Origin of the sequence: Nocardia carnea (genome assembly GCF_029868855.1) — a bacterium.
In the GTDB taxonomy this organism is placed as follows: Bacteria; Actinomycetota; Actinomycetes; order Mycobacteriales; family Mycobacteriaceae; genus Nocardia; species Nocardia carnea_A.
Genome location: NZ_JARWOV010000277.1, coordinates 1 through 16111, shown reverse-complemented (window position 1 = coordinate 16111; position 16111 = coordinate 1). Strand labels below are relative to the sequence as shown.

Here is a 16111-nt window from a genome sequence, read left to right as displayed (position 1 = left end):
GGACGGTCGGCGGCCGCCTGTGCCATCAGTCCTGGTCACCGCCCGGGTCTGTGCGACGGGAGCACATGGCGACAAAGGTGTCGACCATCGCCGTCATATCGATCGACGAATCCATGAGCCACTGGACCTGTAGACCGTCGATCACCGCGAGGAGAAGGCGGGCCATATGCTCGACGGGAACGTCCTCGCGTACCCACCCGCCCTGCTTGCCGTCCTCGAGTGACCGGGTCACCGAGGTCCCGATGGTGCGATACCGGTCGACGAAGTAGCTGTGTGCGTGATGCCCGGGATCGGTAGCTGCCGCCGAAAGGGCGACGAACAACTTGATGATGCCGGGCTCGTCGAGTTTGCGTCGTACGGATTCGGTGGCGGCGGCGATCGGATCATCGGACCGGCGGGCGATCGCGATCCCGAGTTCGTCGCGCCGTTGCAGAATCGCGAGCAGCAGCTCCTCGCGCGACCCGAAATAGTGCAGCAGTGCCGGCTGGGTCACGCCCACCCTGTCGGCGATCTCCTGGAGTGAAGTACCACGATCGCCGTACTCGGCGAAAACACTCAGTGCGGTCTCGAGAATCTGTTCCCGCCGTTCGAGCCCCTTACGGTAAGGGCCACGCCGTTGTCGAGTCGTCACCGGGCCGACGCTACCCCCGGTCCCAACCTCGTTGTCGCGGTTGTCGTTCATTGTGCGCCCTTCACCCGGAGCTGGGAATCTCGGCAGATCGACTCTGCATGGACGATCGGTACCGATCATTCAGCGGGGACTTCGATCGTCCGGGCAACGGATTGCCGCCAGTTGCCCGCACATGGCAATCGGTTGCCACCGAGGTCGCCGCGGGGCTAGCGTCACCCACATCATGGAGAAAGCCGGGCGCGCACCCACGATCTACGATGTCGCCGCCGCTGCGGGGGTTGCGCCGTCGACCGTGTCACGGGCGTTCGCACGGCCCGGCCGGGTGAGCGCAGCGACCGCCGCACGAATCCACCAGGTCGCCGCGGACCTCGGATATCGGGTGAACCCCCTGGCCCGTGCGCTGCAGAACGGGGCGTCGTCCACCGTCGCGCTGGTGGTCTCCGATGTCACCAATCCGGTGTTCTTCGCCATAATCCGCGGTGTCGAGGCAGCGGCCGGTGCGGCCGGCTACACGATGATGCTGGCGGACACCCAGGAATCGGAATCCCTCGAACGGACCCTGCTCGACCGTCTCCTGCCCGCCGTCGGCGGGATCGTGCTGGCGAGCTCACGTCTATCCGACCGGGCGATTCGAGCAGTGGCCGCCCAACGGCCCACCGTAGTCCTCAACAGGGTCGTCGCCGGGACTCGATCGGTTGTGCCGGACACCGCCTCCGGTGTCGAAGCAGCCCTCCGGCAACTGTCCGAAATGGGACATCGGTCGGTGACCTACGTGGCGGGGCCCGAGGCATCGTGGGTCAACGGTGCCCGCTGGCGCGCGATTCTCGACGTATCCGGTGAACTGGGGCTGCGAGTGGCCCGCACCGGACCGAATCTGCCGACGGTGTCGGGTGGGCTGGCAGCGGCCGAGGCGATGGCGCGCCGGGTGCCTTCGGCGGTGCTGGCCTACAACGACCTGCTGGCCATCGGATTGCTCCGGGGCTTCGGGCACGCCGGCATCCGCGTACCCGATCGGACGAGCGTTATCGGGTTCGACAATGTCTTCGGCTCGGATTTCTGCTCCCCGCCGCTCACGACGGTGGCGACGCCGCTACGGGCGATGGGTACCGCCGCGTTCCAGGAGCTGGAGCGGGCGATGAAGGCGGAACCGCTGCCCGCGTCTCCGGTGGTCTCGCTGACCTCTCAGCTGGTCGTGCGTGGGTCGGCCGGTCCACGCAGCCGGAAGAGGACTTCGCCGGCTTCGCGCACGACCAGCGTATCGGCGTCGGCTTCCCAGAGTCCGGGTTCCACCGTGGCGGGGTCGACGTAGTCGAGATTCGCTGCTCGCACACGGTGTTCCGGAATGCCGGTGGCCAGCGCAACGGTGACCCGGCACTGTTCGCCGGTGTGCTCGTCGTAGGTGCCTGCCCCGCGGAGGTGGGTGGAATGTGCGAGTACGCCCCAGTGCAGATGCCGGAAACGGTCCCATTGCTTCACGAAATAGTCGCGGGTGTGGTAGCCGATCTCCTCGATCTCCGGATGCATCTGTGAGATCACGGAGATGTGCGGGCCGTACAGGACGACGGACCCGCCGTCCGCCACGATCGGTTCCACCTTGTAGAAGCCCTTGGCGGCCGTCCACATATCGTCGTACTTCGCCGGGATCAGCGAGAGTACGCGACGTACCGGTGCGTCGAGGTAGCGCACGTGAGTGTCCGCCGATATCTCTGCTGCGGCGGCCCAGGCGGAGAGCGGGTCGCCGAACGTCGCGCTGCGCAGGCGGCCGGTGCCGGATTGCACCACCAGGCACAGCGCATGGTGTTCGCCGGGTACCAGGGCAGCGGCCTCGTGAATGAGTGCCCGGACCGGTGTGATGCCCGTGGTCCCGATGATGTCCCGGCTCGTGATCAGGGCGCCCAGCCAGTGCGATACATCGATCACCTCGGGGCCGGACAGCCCAGGGAAGAAGTATTTGTACCCGCCGGAGAATCCGACCACTTCGTGTGGAAAGACCGGTCCCAGAACAATCGTCATATCGTGTTCCACTACTGCCCGGTTGATCCGCACCTCCACGTCGATGTGCAGCAAACCGTCGGACAGTTCCCCGATACGATCGGCCGGGATTCGGCCCACGGTGACGAAAGTCGCCGGATCCCACCATTCGTGGTTGCGGACGGTGAGACCCGGGTAGCGGTCCGCGCAGCCGCCGGCCGGATAACCCAGCCAGGTGGCCAGCCGTTCCTCGTCCATCGCCGCATGGGTGCCGAGCGCGATGAGCACGGTGATCCGGCTCGCGCGGCCGGACAATTCGGCGTGCAGAATCGATAACAGCATCGGTAGGGGACAACTACGGGTCGCGTCGGGAACCACCAGACAGACGCTGCGCTCGTCGAGGTGCAGCCCGTCCAGTTGTTCCGTGAGAAAGGCGCGCACATCGTCTTCGGACAGGTCGGCGCCGTTGTGGCCGGTAAGGGATACGCGAGGCACGGTCACACCCTCACTTTCTTCGCATGCTCCGGTCGGACGATGCACGCCGGCGAGCGAATCGGCAACGTACTACGGCAACTCGGGGCAAGGGGTTGTCGGTCACCACCGGTTCCGCAGAGCATGGCGGACATGGCTGCTGATTCCCGGCCGTCCCGCGGAACACATCCGGATCGCTTGTTCCCGGCCGATCCCGGTGTTCGTGCACTGGCGCGCCGCCTGCACGCGACCGTGCGGGACGAGCCCATCATTTCGCCGCACGGTCATGTGGATGCCCGGCTGCTGGCGGACAACGAACCATTTCCCGACCCGGTGAGCCTGCTGATCACGCCGGACCACTACGTCACGCGTGTGCTGCACGCGCATCGGGTGCCGTTGAACGCACTCGGGGTCGGGCGGGAGATCCTGGACGAAGCCGAGGCCCGCGCGATTTGGCGGATCGTCTGCGACCACTGGTGGGTATTCCGGGGAACACCGGTCCGCTACTGGCTGGAGAGCGAGCTCAGCGGGATATTCGATATCGCCGAACCTCCGGGCCGAGGACGGCCCGATGCGATCTACGACCGGATCGCCGAATGCTTGCGGCAACCGGAATACCTGCCGCGGCGGTTGTACGAACGGTTCGGCATCGATGTCCTGGCCACCACCGACGATCCTTGTGACGACCTGTCGGCGCACAGACAGTTGCGCTCGGATCCGACGTGGCGGGGTCGGGTGGTACCGACCTTCCGGCCCGACCGCTATCTCGAACCCGCGCAGCCGCAATGGAACCGGGACGTCGACCGGCTCGCCGCCACCACCGGTGTCGACACCGGTGACTATGCCGGGTACGTGACGGCGCTCGAGGAGCGTCGGCGCTACTTCGTTTCCCACGGTGCCACTGCGAGCGATCACAGTCACGAAGACGTGCGCGCCGATCCTCTGGCGCCCGCCGAAGCGCGCCGCATCTACCGTGATGCCCGATCGGGCACCGTATCCGAGGCGGCGGCGACGGCTTTCCGACGACATATGCTGTTCGAAATGGCCCGGATGTCGACGCAGGACGGCCTGACCATGATGCTGCATCCCGCGATCCGCCGAAATCATCACCAGCCGACCGCGGTGGCCTTCGGCGCGGACACCGGACACGATATTCCGCTGCGGGTGGAATTCACCGACGCCCTGCGCAGTCTGCTGGAGAACTTCGGTACCCATCCGAATCTGAATCTCGTCCTGTTCACCGCCGATGAAACGGCGTTCTCCCGGGAGATCGCACCGCTGGCAGGCTTCTATCCCACTGTGTTCGCCGGTGCGCCCTGGTGGTTCCTCGATGCTCCGGACGCGATCGGGCGCTTCCATCGCGCGGTCACCGAAACTGCCGGATTCGGCAAACTCGCCGGGTTCGTCGACGATACCCGCGCTTTCTGCTCGGTCCCGGCTCGGCACGATATGGCCCGGCGGCTCGATGCGAGCCGGCTGGCCGAGCTGGTCGCTCGGCATCAGCTATCCGACGACGAGGCGATATCCACACTTCAGGGACTCGTGTGCGAGCAGCCGCGCCGGGTCTTCAAGCTGTGACACCGCGGCTGGGGCGCCCGTCGCCGGGCGCGCCGGTGCGAATGATTCATCTCGGGCTGGGCAATTTCTTCCGCGCCCATCAAGCCTGGTACACCGCACGGGCCTCGGACGCCGAGGAATGGCGAATCGCCGCATTCGCGGGCCGCGGTTCGGATCTCGCCGCGAGACTCGATGCCCAAGGTGGGCTGTACACGTTGATCACCCGAGGTCGAACGGACGAATTCGAGATCGTCCCCGCTATCTCCCGGGCCCACCGGGCGACCGACCATTCTGCCTGGCAGACCTACCTGGCGGAGCCGATGGTGGGCGTGGTGTCGCTGACCGTCACCGAGGCCGGCTACACCCGGAACGCCGAGGGCGGTCTCGATCACTCCGACCCGTCGGTGCGGGCCGACCTGGCGGCACTTGGCACCGAAGTGGATTCGCCGGGGGCCCCCGCGGTGGCCCCCCAGGGGGGAGGGGTGGCGGCGCCGGGGCCGCCGGGGGCGGGCGGCCCTATCGGGGGGGTGCGGGGTCACAATCTCCCCGTAACCGGGCCGGCTCTGAAACGGGTAGTCCTGGAGTTCGCCGGATATGTGGCTCCCGATCTCGCGATGTGGATAGAGTCGAGCGTTTCGTTCGTCACCAGTGTGGTGGATCGAATCACGCCGGCCGGCGGTGGCGAGGATTCGTTACTGGCCGAATCCGTCACGGGTTACCACGATGCGGCACCGGTGGTGACCGAGCCGTACCACGAGTGGGTGTTGTGCGGCGAGTTCCCGGCCGGTCGCCCGCGCTGGGAGACGGCGGGTGCCGTCTTCACACGGAATATCGCCGCCTACGAACAGCGAAAGCTGTGGATGCTCAACGGTGCTCATTCGCTACTGGCGTACACCGCGCCGCTGCGTGGGCATCGAACCGTGGCGTCCGCCGTGGCGGATCCGGTGTGCCGGGCCTGGGTCGAACAGTGGTGGTCGGAGGTGACACCGCATATCGATCTCCCGGCCGGTGAAGTGCATCGCTACCGAACGGAGTTGATGAGCCGTTTCGCGAATCACCGTATACAGCACCATCTTTCCCAGATAGCGCGCGACGGTGCGCAGAAGTTGCCGGTGCGGATCCTGCCGGTGTTACGCCGAGAACGAGCAGCCGGGCGCATACCGGCCGGGGCCGTCCGGGCGTTGGCGGGCTGGGCCTGCCATATCGCGGCGCGCGGTACCGGCCTATCGGATGTCCGCGCAGCCGTGCGACCGGATGTCCGGGCGGCCCTGTCGGGTCTCGATCCCGCGCTCGGCGCGGACAGCGAGCTGGCGGCGGCTGTCGTCCGGGAAGCCGAAAATTTGTGCGGGAGAGTATGACTGTGCCGGGAATTCCCGGGCGGTAGACGTGGCACCCGTCGAATCCTCGATTCCGCAACGGGGAAAATGCACACGTCCACCGCATGAACGGGGTGATCGGTGGTGGTCAGCCCAGACTGAACGGTTGACCCCATACCGTGACGACCTCTTTGGCGGTCCCGGTCTCCACCTCCGCCTCGACGAACGCCCGGGCCTGCGCGTAGCCCGCGCAGCCGGCGAGGCCGATCGTACTGTTGCTCCAGGTGACGCTGCCGGTGGTGCCCCGGAACGGCGCGAAGTTCCGATGCGATTCCGCGCCGAAGGCATCGGGCGCCTCGAGGTCGAGGAGGTAGAACTTTTTCGCCTGTCCTGGACCGAGGCTGAGATTTCCGCCGAGACTGCCGCCGGCCGATGGGCTCTGGCCTTCCCAATCGGAGCTGTAGTTCGCGCCGCCGTTCGCCCCGCCGCCGGCGATATTGACCTGGCAGCCGACCACGTACCCCGGTTTGATCTTTGCCGTGCGAGCCGGTGCGGAAAGCTCGACCTGCGCGCTGGCCGATACCCAGGCATTGCGATGCAGGGGTGTCGCGCCCAGCGACGGGCTGATCGTGGCGGATTCGGCGGCGATGCGCACGGTGACGGTGGTGCCGTCGCCGAGGCTTTCGGTGATGCTGCCGCCGGGTAGGGGGACGAAGGTGTCGGCTTCGGCGACACCGGTGGCCGCGAATCCCAGAATTGCCGTGGCGGCAAGTCCGATGAGCGTGGATTTCCTGTGGTGGATCATGGTGCTAACCCCTCCGGGTTCGAATCGGCCAGGCCGGGAGCTGTGCTGAAAGTTCGCCCTGATCAGCCGATGCTGAACGGAGCCCCGTACAGAGTGGTCTTGGAGTAGTGGTCCCCGATGATCTCGAGGACCGTGTAGGAGCGGGCCTGGGCGTAGCCGCCACAACCCTGGATCTGTATTTCGAAATCGCGGTAGCCGAGGCTGTAAACGCCCGGCCCGAGAATGTCCTTGAAGCCGATACGGACGAACTCGACGTCACCGGGACCGAGCTGGATACCCGCGGAGCCGCTCAACCCGGCCCCGTTGGTGCTGACATTGCCCGACAGACCTGCGGAGATGGCCTTGTCGCCGATGCTGACCTGGCAGCCGACGATATAGCCCGTGTTCACCTGGGTAGCGCCGTGGGTGGAGGAGTTGTTGGTACCGGGCTGGTTCCCGGGGCTGCTGTACGGACCGGGGCGCTCGACGGTAGGGGTGGCGCGGACATCGGCGGTGACGGTGCCCGACACCCACACCACACGTCCTGCGCCGTTGGCTGCCATCGAAGGAGATACCACAGCCCGCTCGGCGGTCCGGGTGAGCGTGGCCCCGGGGGCATCCGTCCGTCCGTCCGGCAGCGGTACGAAGGTGTCGGCGTCGGCCGCGCCGGCGGACAACAGGCCGACGATCACCGTGACGGCCGTACCGATTCCTGCCAGGCGTGCGCCGTTGCGGAATGCGGCGGTGCGCACGCGGTCCGGGATTGTTGCTTTCATTTGCTGGACCCTCATCTCGATGGGAAACCGGTCGTGCCGGAGATCGGAAAGTGCCGGTTCCGGCGGATGACGCCGGAAGGTGGTGACGGGCGAAGTCCCCGGATTTTTCCTGGCTGGGCGGTCTTTTCAGGCCTGAGCGCCGCGCCGCCGAGAAGCGGTCTTCCGGATCCAGTGGCGCCGGTCACATGGTGTGGTCATGGTTGATGACGGATGGGATCAGGGGCAACCAGTTGCCGCGAGTTGCCGTAAGGCGCGGGTGGGCGCGTGGCTCAGGAGCTGGACGGTTGTCCGGTGTACTGCCCAGGCGTGGCAACACACGGCAACTCCTTGTGTGACGGGGGTCTCCGGCCGCGTAATGGACCCACATCGCAGAACAAGGAAGTTCGCCCCATATGTTTGATCAACCGCCCAGTCCACGGTTGCTCGTGCCTTCCCTCGCTGCTCGGAACGCGGGAACCACCTGCTCCTCTTTCGTTCGCCGCCCCGCGCCAGCTGTGGCCGGACGGTGCCCCGCACACACTTTCCGCCCGGAGACGGATCGGCTTACGAGGCGCGCCGACGACAAGGCCGGCCGGTCCGCCGCACCGACCGGCCCGGTGGCGGGTGCTACCGGCGTCCGCGGACCTGGGAACGAGGCCCCACGATGATCGGATATGCCGGGCGTCGCCTCGCCGCCGGTGTTGTGCTGGCGTTGCTCGTCACGATGATCACCTTCTCGATGCTGAGCCTGACCTTCGATGACGTCGTGGCCGGCCTGCTCGGTCCGGCCGCCACGCCGGAGACCATCGAAGCGCGCAAGGCCGCGATGGGGCTGGACCGGCCGCTGCCGGTGCAGTACGTCGACTGGCTGCTACACGCCGTGCGCGGTGACTTCGGCGTCTCCTATTTCACCAGCGAACCGGTCGAATCCGCGGTCACCGCACGGTTGAGTGTCACGCTGTCCATCGTGGTGGTCGCCGTGTTCTTCACCGCGGTCGTGAGCCTGACCCTCGGGGTGCTGGCAGCCACCCGGGGTGGTGCGATCGACCGGATCACCCAAGGAATCTCGATGACCGGCCTGCTGGTGCCGAACCTGTTGCTGGCCATCGTTCTGGTCTATGTGCTCGCCATCTGGCTGCGCTGGTTTCCGGCTACCGGTTTCGCGCGCTTCGGCGACGATCCCGCGCGGTGGGCGAGCACCATCGCCATCCCCGTGACGGCGCTGACGGTGGCCGGGATAGCCGGCCTCACCGCGCAGGTGCGTGGCGCGATGATCGACGAATTGCGCAAGGACTACGTCCGCACCCTGCGGACACGGGGGCTACCGATGCGATCGATCGTGCTCCGGCATGCCCTGCGCAACGCGGTCGGGCCCGCGCTGACGGTCCTGTCCCTCGAATTCATCACCATGGTGGGCGGCGCCCTCATCATCGAGAACATCTTCGCCCTCCCCGGGTACGGCAGCTATGCCTTCAACGCCTCACTACAGGGTGATGTGCCGGTCATCATGGGCGTGACGACCTTCGTGGTCATGCTGGTCGTGGGGGTCAACCTCGTCGTCGATCTGTTGAACGGCTGGCTCAACCCGAAAGCGAGGATCCATTGAGCACGAAGCTCTCCGGTCCGGAGACTGCCGCCTCGCCCGACACCGTCGAACGGACCTCCGTACTGCGCAGACTTTCGCGGGATCCGCAAGCAGTCGTCACCGCCGGATTGCTGCTGGTCATTGTGCTGTCGGGAGTGATCGGCTCGGTACTCGCCGCGCATGAGCCGAACGCCGCGTCGCTCGATGCCATCAATGCCGACCCCGGTAGCCCGGGCTACCTACTCGGCGGCGACAAAGACGGCCGCGATATCTTTGCGCGACTTCTCCATTCGGTCAATACCAGCGTGGTTTCCGCGCTCATCGCGCCGGGGATCGCACTTGCCATCGGAATAATCTTCGGGCTCGTAGGCGGATACTTCGGCGACCGCGTCCGCGGTGCCACGGAATGGGTGTTCAACCTGTTCATGACCTTTCCCGGGCTCCTTTTGCTCATCATCCTGATGCCGGTCACCCACGGCGACTATCGGGCCAGCATGGCGATACTCGGCGTCATACTGTCCCCGGGCATCTATCGGATCGTGCGTAACCAGGTACTGGGGGTCAAGAACGAGCTCTTCATCGATGCCGCACGGGTGTCCGGGCTACCGGACCACCGGATCCTGGCGAGGCACATTCTGTTCCGGGTGCGTGGACCGGTGATCATCGCCTCCGCGTTCCTGGCCGCCACCGCTGTCAATGTGCAAGCCGGTCTCGCCTTCCTCGGAGTGGGCTCCAGCACCACACCGAGCTTCGGTGCGATGATCGCCGAGGGATTCGCCAACATGTACGTCGAACCGGTGCAGTTGGTCTGGCCCAGCGTTCTTCTCGGGGTGATCACCTCGGCGCTGGTGCTGTTCGGCAACGCGCTACGTGACACCCTCGAGGGCGGTACGAAACCCCGGCCACCCCGGCTCACCGGGGCGCCCGGGCCGACAGCACGTTCATCGGCTGTCGACAGATCGGGCGGCGTGCTGACGGTGCGGAACCTGAGCATCTCCTATCCGGCACCGACCGGCGAGTTGCGCGAGGTGGTCAGCGATCTCAGTTTCGACTTGGCGGAGGGAGAGACGCTCGGTCTGGTCGGTGAGTCCGGTTCCGGGAAAACGCAAACCGCGTTCGCCGTGCTGGGTGTCCTCCCCGGCGAAGCCGTGGTGACCAGCGGTTCCATCGAGCTGGACGGGCGCGAACTGCTCGGGTTGCGGGAGCGGGAACTGCGGGCGCTCCGCGGGCGCACGATCGCCTACATCCCGCAGGAGCCGATGAGCAATCTGGACCCGTCTTTCACGGTCGGAGCGCAACTCGTGGAATCCGTCCGAGCGGCCACGCCGATGCCGCGGCGGGACGCGCGGCGCCGGGTGCTGTCGATGCTCGATCAGGTGGGAATCACCGATCCCGAACGGACTTTCGATTCCTATCCGCACCAGATCTCGGGAGGTATGGCACAGCGGGTCCTCATCGCCGGCGCCGTGGCCGCACGGCCGAGGGTGCTCATCGCCGACGAGCCGACCACGGCGTTGGATGTCACCGTTCAGGCCGAGATCCTCGATCTACTCCACGACCTGCGGCAGCGTTTGAATATGTCGGTGCTGCTGGTAACGCACAACTTCGGCGTTGTGGCGGATCTGTGCGATCGCGTGGCGGTGATGCAGCGGGGTGCGATCGTCGAAACCGGGACCACACCGGAGCTGTTCGCCGGTCCACGGCACGAATACACCCGGACGCTGCTCGGCTCCATTCTCGACGACACCGTAGTGCGCGGCGAACAGCCCGGCAGTGAACCGGGGGACGAGGCCACAGCGATCAGGGAGACGGTGCGATGAGCGCGTTGCTGGAAGTGAACGATCTGCGCGTCACCTATCCGGGCCGTGGTCTGCGGGCGCGGCCGGTGGAGGTGCTGCACGGTGTTTCGCTGACGGTCGGTGTCGGCGAAACATTGGGACTAGTGGGCGAATCCGGTTCCGGCAAGTCGACAATCGGCCGCTCCGTGCTCGGGCTGGCCGCCGCGAACGCCGGTACCATCCGGTTCGGTGGCGCAGACATCACGCATGTGAAGGGAAAGCGCCGCCGGGAGCTGGCCCGCGATATCCAGGTGGTGTTCCAAGACCCCTACAGCTCGCTCAACCCTTCCCTCACGATCGGTGAGATCCTGAGCGAACCGCTGGTAGTACAGGGAATCGCGCCGGCAATCGCGCGGTCGCGAATATCCGAATTGCTCGATCAGGTCGGCTTACCCGGTAATTCTGCCGCTCGGCTGCCCCGGGAGTTCAGCGGCGGCCAGCGCCAGCGGATCGCCATCGCCCGGGCGCTGGCTCCCGAGCCGAAACTCATAGTCTGCGACGAGCCGGTTTCGGCGCTGGACCTCAGCACTCAGGCCCGGGTCCTCGAGCTGCTCGACGGAATACAGCGGCGGACCGGCGTGTCCTACCTGTTCATCTCCCACGACCTGGCGGTGATCCGGCACATCAGCCATCGTGTCACTGTGCTGTACCGGGGCGACATCGTGGAAACAGGCCCTGCCCGGGTCGTCACCGCGACCCCGGACCACCCGTATACGCAGCGCCTGTTGCTCGCCGCCCCGGTCGCGGACCCGGTGCGGCAGCGGAGCCGCCGGGCCGAGCGTCGCCGACTGGCCGAACAGACCGGCCCTGCCGCGGGCCGGTCACCTGCCGAATGACCCGAGCGGATTCCCGTCCGGGTGAATTCGAGCACGGCCGATACCGGTTACTACCATGGGAGCGAATATCGTGGTCGATCTGTCAGCCGGCCCTGCCGGTCGACACGCCTGGCGTGTGTACTCGGGCGAGGGTAAAGACACTGGGGTGGTCCGAAGGCGAACGCTGCGGCCGCGACTGGTCGCCCTCGCGCCGACCGCCGGCACGGTGGTGCGTGACGCCGGGGGATGGCTGTTCGACCGGGCGATGTCCGGCTGGGACGTGACCGTGCTCGTCGCCGACTGCGCCGATACGCGCCCACTGGACATCCTCGGCGTACGCGTGGTGGATATCGAGTTCGGCCTGACGTCCGCGAAGCCCGGAGCCAGACCACAGGCTGTCGCCGTCGACGCCGGACTGCTCACCTCGGACACGCGCGTCCACGAGGGAATGCTCCGGCTCCTCGACAAGTCGCTGGCGCAGGAGGTGACATTGTGGGGAACTCGCTGGCCGGGGGAGTTCCGGGCGCATGCGATACCGGTGCGGCATCGACTCACTTCGGCTGCCCGTGCGTTCAAATCCGCGGCCCTGACCGCGGCGTGCGAACCGGTTCGCACCGATACAGTCGAACGGTTCCGCCGGTGTGAACTCTCGGCCGGCGGTGATCGTGGATGAACACCCGCGGGCCTGGTTGCCTGTTCACAGGGAGCGGATCGGATCCCTGCCGTCCCACTCTTCGCCGGCGTTTCGGACCATCCGGGCGAGCCGAGCCGTGCCCGGGGTGTATTCGCTGACTTCGATGATCGGTGCGGGACCGGTCGGCGGTTCGAAGTAGGCATAACGAGCTCCCCCGGGCGCTCCTCCCGACCAGACCACGGGATGGCCGGCGGCATGGATCGACGCGACTGCCGCATCGAAATCGTCTGCCCACCAAGCAAGCTGATGGAAGCCACCGTGTCCGCCGCCGAGGAACTCGGTGTAGATGCTCGGGGTGTCGTCATGCTGCTGAATGAGCTCGACCTGAAGGTGTCCCGAGTGGGAGAACGCTATCGTGACCGTCACCTCGCAGGCCGATCCTCGATAGAGCGACTGCTGCGACAGACCTCGCAGGATGTACCACGGACCCACGCCGAGGCCGAGCCAGGAGTGGATCTGCTCCTCGATATCGGTGACCACGTAGCCGATCTGCCGTACTGGGCCGGGTAACTGCACCGGCACGCTCGAACTTCTCATGGCCTCTCGGATCTCTTGTGGGCCGCTGTGACTTGTGAACACCGCCGAGAGTATGTCACTCTCATTGATCAGAATAACATTCTTGAAATGGAGAGTGTCAGTCTGAGGCCTGGTCGGTAAGGACGAGCCGGCCTCCCGGCCCGAGTTCGAGGTGAAGGTGTCATGGGCTATGCCGACAGGCTGTTCGATCTGAGCGGGCGGGTGGTGATGATCACCGGCGGTAGCCGGGGGCTCGGCCGCGAGATGGCCTTCGCGGCTGCACGATGCGGTGCGGATCTGGTGATCGTGGGCCGGAACTACGAGAGTTGCGCGGGGACGGCCGCGGAGATCGAGCGGGAAACCGGGCGGGCGGTGCTGCCCTACAGCGCGCATGTAGGCCGCTGGGACCAGCTCGACGGTCTGGTCGATGCCGCATACGCTCGCTTCGGCAGGGTTGATGTACTGATCAACAATGCGGGTATGCAGCCGGTCTACGATTCGCTGAATACGGTGACCGAGAAGCTGTTCGATTCCGTGCTGAACCTCAATCTCAAGGGCCCGTTCCGGCTGTCGGTGCTGGTGGGGGAGCATATGGTCGCCGCTGGAGGCGGCTCGATCATCAATATCAGTTCCTCGGGGTCGATTCGGCCGCGGCCGTCGATCGTCCCGTACGCGGCCGCGAAAGCCGGTCTGAATGCGATGACCGAAGGGCTGGCACTGGCATTCGGGCCGACGGTGCGGGTCAACACCTTGATGGCGGGGCCACATCTGACCCAGGCCACCGCCGGCTGGAAATTGGAGGATATCGCTCCCGAGGACAATCCTTTCGCCGCTCACGCGCTGCAACGTCCGGGACGCCCGGAGGAGATCGTCGGGGCGGCGTTGTTCCTCGCCTCGGACGCCTCCAGTTTCACCACCGGGGCCACGCTGCGTTCCGACGGTGGCATGCCCTGACCTGGACTACTGCCTGATAGCGCCCCAGGGTGAGTCGGCGGGGCCCGCACGTACCGCGGCGGGCGACGGCGGGCTACAAGAGCTGTAGACCGCACCGCCGCCACGTGGTCGGATCGGCGGGGAAGTGCCGTGCGGTCAGGTCAGCGGCAGACCGGCCGATCCGGCGAGGAGTCCGAAGGCGGCGCTGACGGTGAGTGCGCGAGGCATGGACCAGTCGAGCTTGAAGATGAGCAAGGCCGCGAGTGCCGCTATGGACACTGCGATCGGGTGAACGCTGTCGAGAACCGGGAGCTGCATGCTCAACGGGCCCGCGCCGACTGTGCGCGTGCCGGCAAAGAATGTGTGAAGCGCGAAGTAGAGGCCGAGGTTGGCAATGACGCCGACGACGGCGGCGGTGATACCGGTCAAGGCCGCGGAGAGCGCGCGATTGTGGCGGAGGCGTTCGACGTAGGGGGCGCCGAGAAGGATGAACAGGAAGCAGGGCACGAAGGTGACCCAGGTGGTGAGCAACGATCCGAGGAGGCCTGCGACCCAGGGGTTGAGAGTGCCGGGGTGGTGATAGGCGCCGAGGAACGCGACGAACTGGACGACCATGATCAGCGGTCCGGGAGTGGATTCGGCGAGGGCGAGGCCGCGGACCATATCGGTGGGTGAGAGCCAGCCGTAGACCTCGACGGCGCGTTGGGCGACGAAGGCTAGCACGGCGTAGGCGCCACCGAAGGTGACCACGGCGGTGCCGGAGAAGAAGAGGCCCTGAGTGGTGAGTGTGTGGGTGGTGCCGAGGAATACGGCGGCGGCTGCGACGGGGACGGCCCAGATGAGCAGGCCGATCGCGAGCACGGCCAGGTTGCGGCGGGCCGAGGGGGGTTCGTGGTGCAGGGCGTCGTCGGAGATCAGTGGCGCGGACCCGGTGCCGGCGTCACCGGCGTGCCCGGTGGGTGCCAGTGCTGCCGGGAAAGTGCGGGCCAGGGCCCAGCCGGCGGCCGCGGCGGCGGCGATGACGATCGGGAACGGGATCGCGAACAAGGTGAGCGCGGCGAACGCTGCGGCGGCGATCGCGACGAGGCCGGGATGGTGCAGGGCGCGGCGCCCGACACGTAGCAGTGCTTGGGCGACGATGACGACGACGGCGGGGGCGAGTCCGGCGAACAGTGCGGTGACCAGGGTGGTGTCGCCGAATCCGACGTAGATCGCGGAGAGTGCCAGGAGTGCGAGCATGCCGGGCAGGACGAACAGGGTGCCGGCGATCATCCCGCCGCGGCGGCCGTTGAGTAGCCAGCCGATGTAGATGGCCAGTTGCTGGGCTTCGGGGCCGGGGAGCAGCATGCAGTAATTGAGGGCGTGCAGGAAGCGCTGCTGGCCGATCCAGTGTTTTTCGTCGACCAGGATGCGTTGCATGACTGCGATCTGGCCGGCCGGCCCGCCGAATGTTTGCAGCGAGATCAGGAACCATGCCTTGGTGGCGGTGCGTAGCGGGATGACGTCTGGCGTGGTGGTGTCGCGTAACACGGGGTGTTCCCCTTTTTCGATCGGATCCATGCGGGAAATGTAACCGTGGTTGCAGTGTTCTGGAATGTGAGAAGAATTGCAACCACGGTTGCGCTAGGGTTGGGGTGTGGCCGCAGACGAGTCAGAGGCGACGAGGGCGAACAGCACGCCGGCTGCCAGCGCACACGCCGCCGGGCAGTGGGTACTGCTCTCGTATCGGATGCCGCGCAATCCGTCGACGGCGCGGATCACGGTATGGCGCAAACTCAAACGACTCGGTGTCGCCCAGCTCGGCGACGGGGTGGTGACACTGCCCGCGGACGCGCGGACCCGCGAACAGCTGGATTGGATCGCCGAGGAGATCGTCGACGGGGGCGGGGAGGCGATGGTGTGGCTGGCCCGTGCCGCCCCGGCCCGGGGGGGGCGCCCCCGCGCCCCGGCGCTTGGCGCAGCCCCGAACCCCCCAAAAACCCCGGGGGTAGCCCCGGCCCAACCCGGCTGCCCGGGCTGGGCACCGCTCCAGCCTTGTTGCCCGGACGGCCCGACACCCCACCCGTGCTGCCCGGGTTGCTCGGCTCCCCAGTCTTGCTGTCCCGGCTGTCCGCCGCTCCATCCCTGTTGCCGGGGCTGGTCGGCGCCCCATCCTTGGCCGCCGGGCTGGTCGGCGCCCCATCCTTGTTGTCCGGCCTGGCCGGTGCCCCAGCCGGATTGCTCGGAAGGTGGGGTCTCCCAACCG

The 16111-nt window shown here is 66.8% G+C and carries 14 protein-coding genes and 1 pseudogene; 9 read left to right on the top strand and 6 right to left on the bottom strand.

What is annotated here, in order from left to right:
- Positions 1-25: 25 nt before the first annotated feature.
- A complete protein-coding gene (locus QH195_RS28640) occupies positions 26-631 on the bottom strand; it encodes a TetR/AcrR family transcriptional regulator (protein ID WP_280437677.1) in 606 nt (201 codons plus the stop codon).
- A gap of 223 nt (positions 632-854) precedes the next feature.
- On the opposite strand from QH195_RS28640, the gene QH195_RS28635 reads away from it, so the two are divergent.
- Entirely contained in the window at positions 855-1940 is a 1086-nt protein-coding gene (locus QH195_RS28635; RefSeq protein WP_280437676.1) for a LacI family DNA-binding transcriptional regulator, read from the top strand.
- A 593-nt stretch (positions 1941-2533) separates the two neighbouring features.
- On the opposite strand, the pseudogene QH195_RS28630 reads toward QH195_RS28635, so the two are convergent.
- Positions 2534-3043: pseudogene (locus QH195_RS28630) on the bottom strand (lactate racemase domain-containing protein); the annotation flags it as partial.
- Positions 3044-3226: 183 nt separating this feature from the next.
- Here QH195_RS28630 and uxaC point away from each other — a divergent pair.
- On the top strand, positions 3227-4651 hold the full coding sequence (gene uxaC / locus QH195_RS28625) for a glucuronate isomerase (RefSeq protein ID WP_280437675.1): 1425 nt from the start codon (positions 3227-3229) through the stop codon (positions 4649-4651).
- Between the two features lie 41 nt (positions 4652-4692).
- Complete coding sequence (locus tag QH195_RS28620) at positions 4693-5988, top strand: mannitol dehydrogenase family protein (RefSeq protein WP_280437713.1); 1296 nt, start codon at positions 4693-4695, stop codon at positions 5986-5988.
- A gap of 106 nt (positions 5989-6094) precedes the next feature.
- On the opposite strand, the gene QH195_RS28615 is transcribed toward QH195_RS28620, so the two are convergent.
- The gene (locus QH195_RS28615; protein WP_280437674.1) at positions 6095-6751 is read right to left on the bottom strand and encodes an MspA family porin; all 657 of its coding nucleotides are present in this window, start codon (positions 6749-6751) and stop codon (positions 6095-6097) included.
- A gap of 62 nt (positions 6752-6813) precedes the next feature.
- A complete protein-coding gene (locus QH195_RS28610; protein ID WP_280437673.1) occupies positions 6814-7506 on the bottom strand; it encodes an MspA family porin in 693 nt (230 codons plus the stop codon).
- 643 nt (positions 7507-8149) lie between these two features.
- Here QH195_RS28610 and QH195_RS28605 point away from each other — a divergent pair.
- The 4 genes from QH195_RS28605 (at position 8150) to QH195_RS28590 (ending at position 12396) form a co-directional block, all read left to right on the top strand.
- Positions 8150-9091 carry an ABC transporter permease gene (locus QH195_RS28605; RefSeq protein ID WP_280437672.1) on the top strand — a complete coding sequence of 314 codons (942 nt, stop codon included), beginning with the start codon at positions 8150-8152 and terminating at the stop codon, positions 9089-9091.
- Positions 9088-10890, top strand: a complete 1803-nt coding sequence (locus QH195_RS28600; RefSeq protein WP_280437671.1) for a dipeptide/oligopeptide/nickel ABC transporter permease/ATP-binding protein — start codon at positions 9088-9090, stop codon at positions 10888-10890. The genes QH195_RS28605 and QH195_RS28600 overlap by 4 nt, the downstream gene beginning before the upstream one ends.
- A complete protein-coding gene (locus QH195_RS28595; protein ID WP_280437670.1) occupies positions 10887-11744 on the top strand; it encodes an ATP-binding cassette domain-containing protein in 858 nt (285 codons plus the stop codon). The genes QH195_RS28600 and QH195_RS28595 overlap by 4 nt, the downstream gene beginning before the upstream one ends.
- A gap of 145 nt (positions 11745-11889) precedes the next feature.
- Positions 11890-12396, top strand: coding sequence for a hypothetical protein (locus QH195_RS28590; protein ID WP_280421408.1), 507 nt, complete (start codon positions 11890-11892; stop codon positions 12394-12396).
- A gap of 24 nt (positions 12397-12420) precedes the next feature.
- Here QH195_RS28590 and QH195_RS28585 read toward each other — a convergent pair whose 3' ends face one another.
- The gene (locus QH195_RS28585) at positions 12421-12954 is read right to left on the bottom strand and encodes a VOC family protein (protein WP_280437669.1); all 534 of its coding nucleotides are present in this window, start codon (positions 12952-12954) and stop codon (positions 12421-12423) included.
- Between the two features lie 162 nt (positions 12955-13116).
- On the opposite strand from QH195_RS28585, the gene QH195_RS28580 reads away from it, so the two are divergent.
- Entirely contained in the window at positions 13117-13887 is a 771-nt protein-coding gene (locus tag QH195_RS28580) for an SDR family NAD(P)-dependent oxidoreductase (RefSeq protein WP_280437668.1), read from the top strand.
- 135 nt (positions 13888-14022) lie between these two features.
- Here QH195_RS28580 and chrA read toward each other — a convergent pair whose 3' ends face one another.
- Positions 14023-15426: a chromate efflux transporter gene (gene chrA / locus QH195_RS28575; RefSeq protein WP_280437667.1), complete on the bottom strand. Its 1404-nt coding sequence runs from the start codon at positions 15424-15426 to the stop codon at positions 14023-14025.
- A 169-nt stretch (positions 15427-15595) separates the two neighbouring features.
- On the opposite strand from chrA, the gene QH195_RS35105 reads away from it, so the two are divergent.
- The coding region (locus QH195_RS35105) for a Chromate resistance protein ChrB (protein WP_348537362.1) at positions 15596-16111 on the top strand (516 nt) is incomplete at its 3' end.

Excerpts from the sequence above, each read along its gene's own strand:
- QH195_RS28580 (WP_280437668.1), top strand. The coding sequence starts at position 13,117 with ATGGGCTATGCCGACAGGCTGTTCGATCTGAGCGGGCGGGTGGTGATG.
- QH195_RS28620 (WP_280437713.1), top strand. The coding sequence starts at position 4,693 with ATGATTCATCTCGGGCTGGGCAATTTCTTCCGCGCCCATCAAGCCTGG.
- QH195_RS28585 (WP_280437669.1), bottom strand. The coding sequence starts at position 12,954 with ATGAGAAGTTCGAGCGTGCCGGTGCAGTTACCCGGCCCAGTACGGCAG.
- QH195_RS28635 (WP_280437676.1), top strand. The coding sequence starts at position 855 with ATGGAGAAAGCCGGGCGCGCACCCACGATCTACGATGTCGCCGCCGCT.
- uxaC (WP_280437675.1), top strand. The coding sequence starts at position 3,227 with ATGGCTGCTGATTCCCGGCCGTCCCGCGGAACACATCCGGATCGCTTG.
- QH195_RS28605 (WP_280437672.1), top strand. The coding sequence starts at position 8,150 with ATGATCGGATATGCCGGGCGTCGCCTCGCCGCCGGTGTTGTGCTGGCG.
- chrA (WP_280437667.1), bottom strand. The coding sequence starts at position 15,426 with ATGGATCCGATCGAAAAAGGGGAACACCCCGTGTTACGCGACACCACC.
- QH195_RS28595 (WP_280437670.1), top strand. The coding sequence starts at position 10,887 with ATGAGCGCGTTGCTGGAAGTGAACGATCTGCGCGTCACCTATCCGGGC.
- QH195_RS28615 (WP_280437674.1), bottom strand. The coding sequence starts at position 6,751 with ATGATCCACCACAGGAAATCCACGCTCATCGGACTTGCCGCCACGGCA.
- QH195_RS28610 (WP_280437673.1), bottom strand. The coding sequence starts at position 7,506 with ATGAAAGCAACAATCCCGGACCGCGTGCGCACCGCCGCATTCCGCAAC.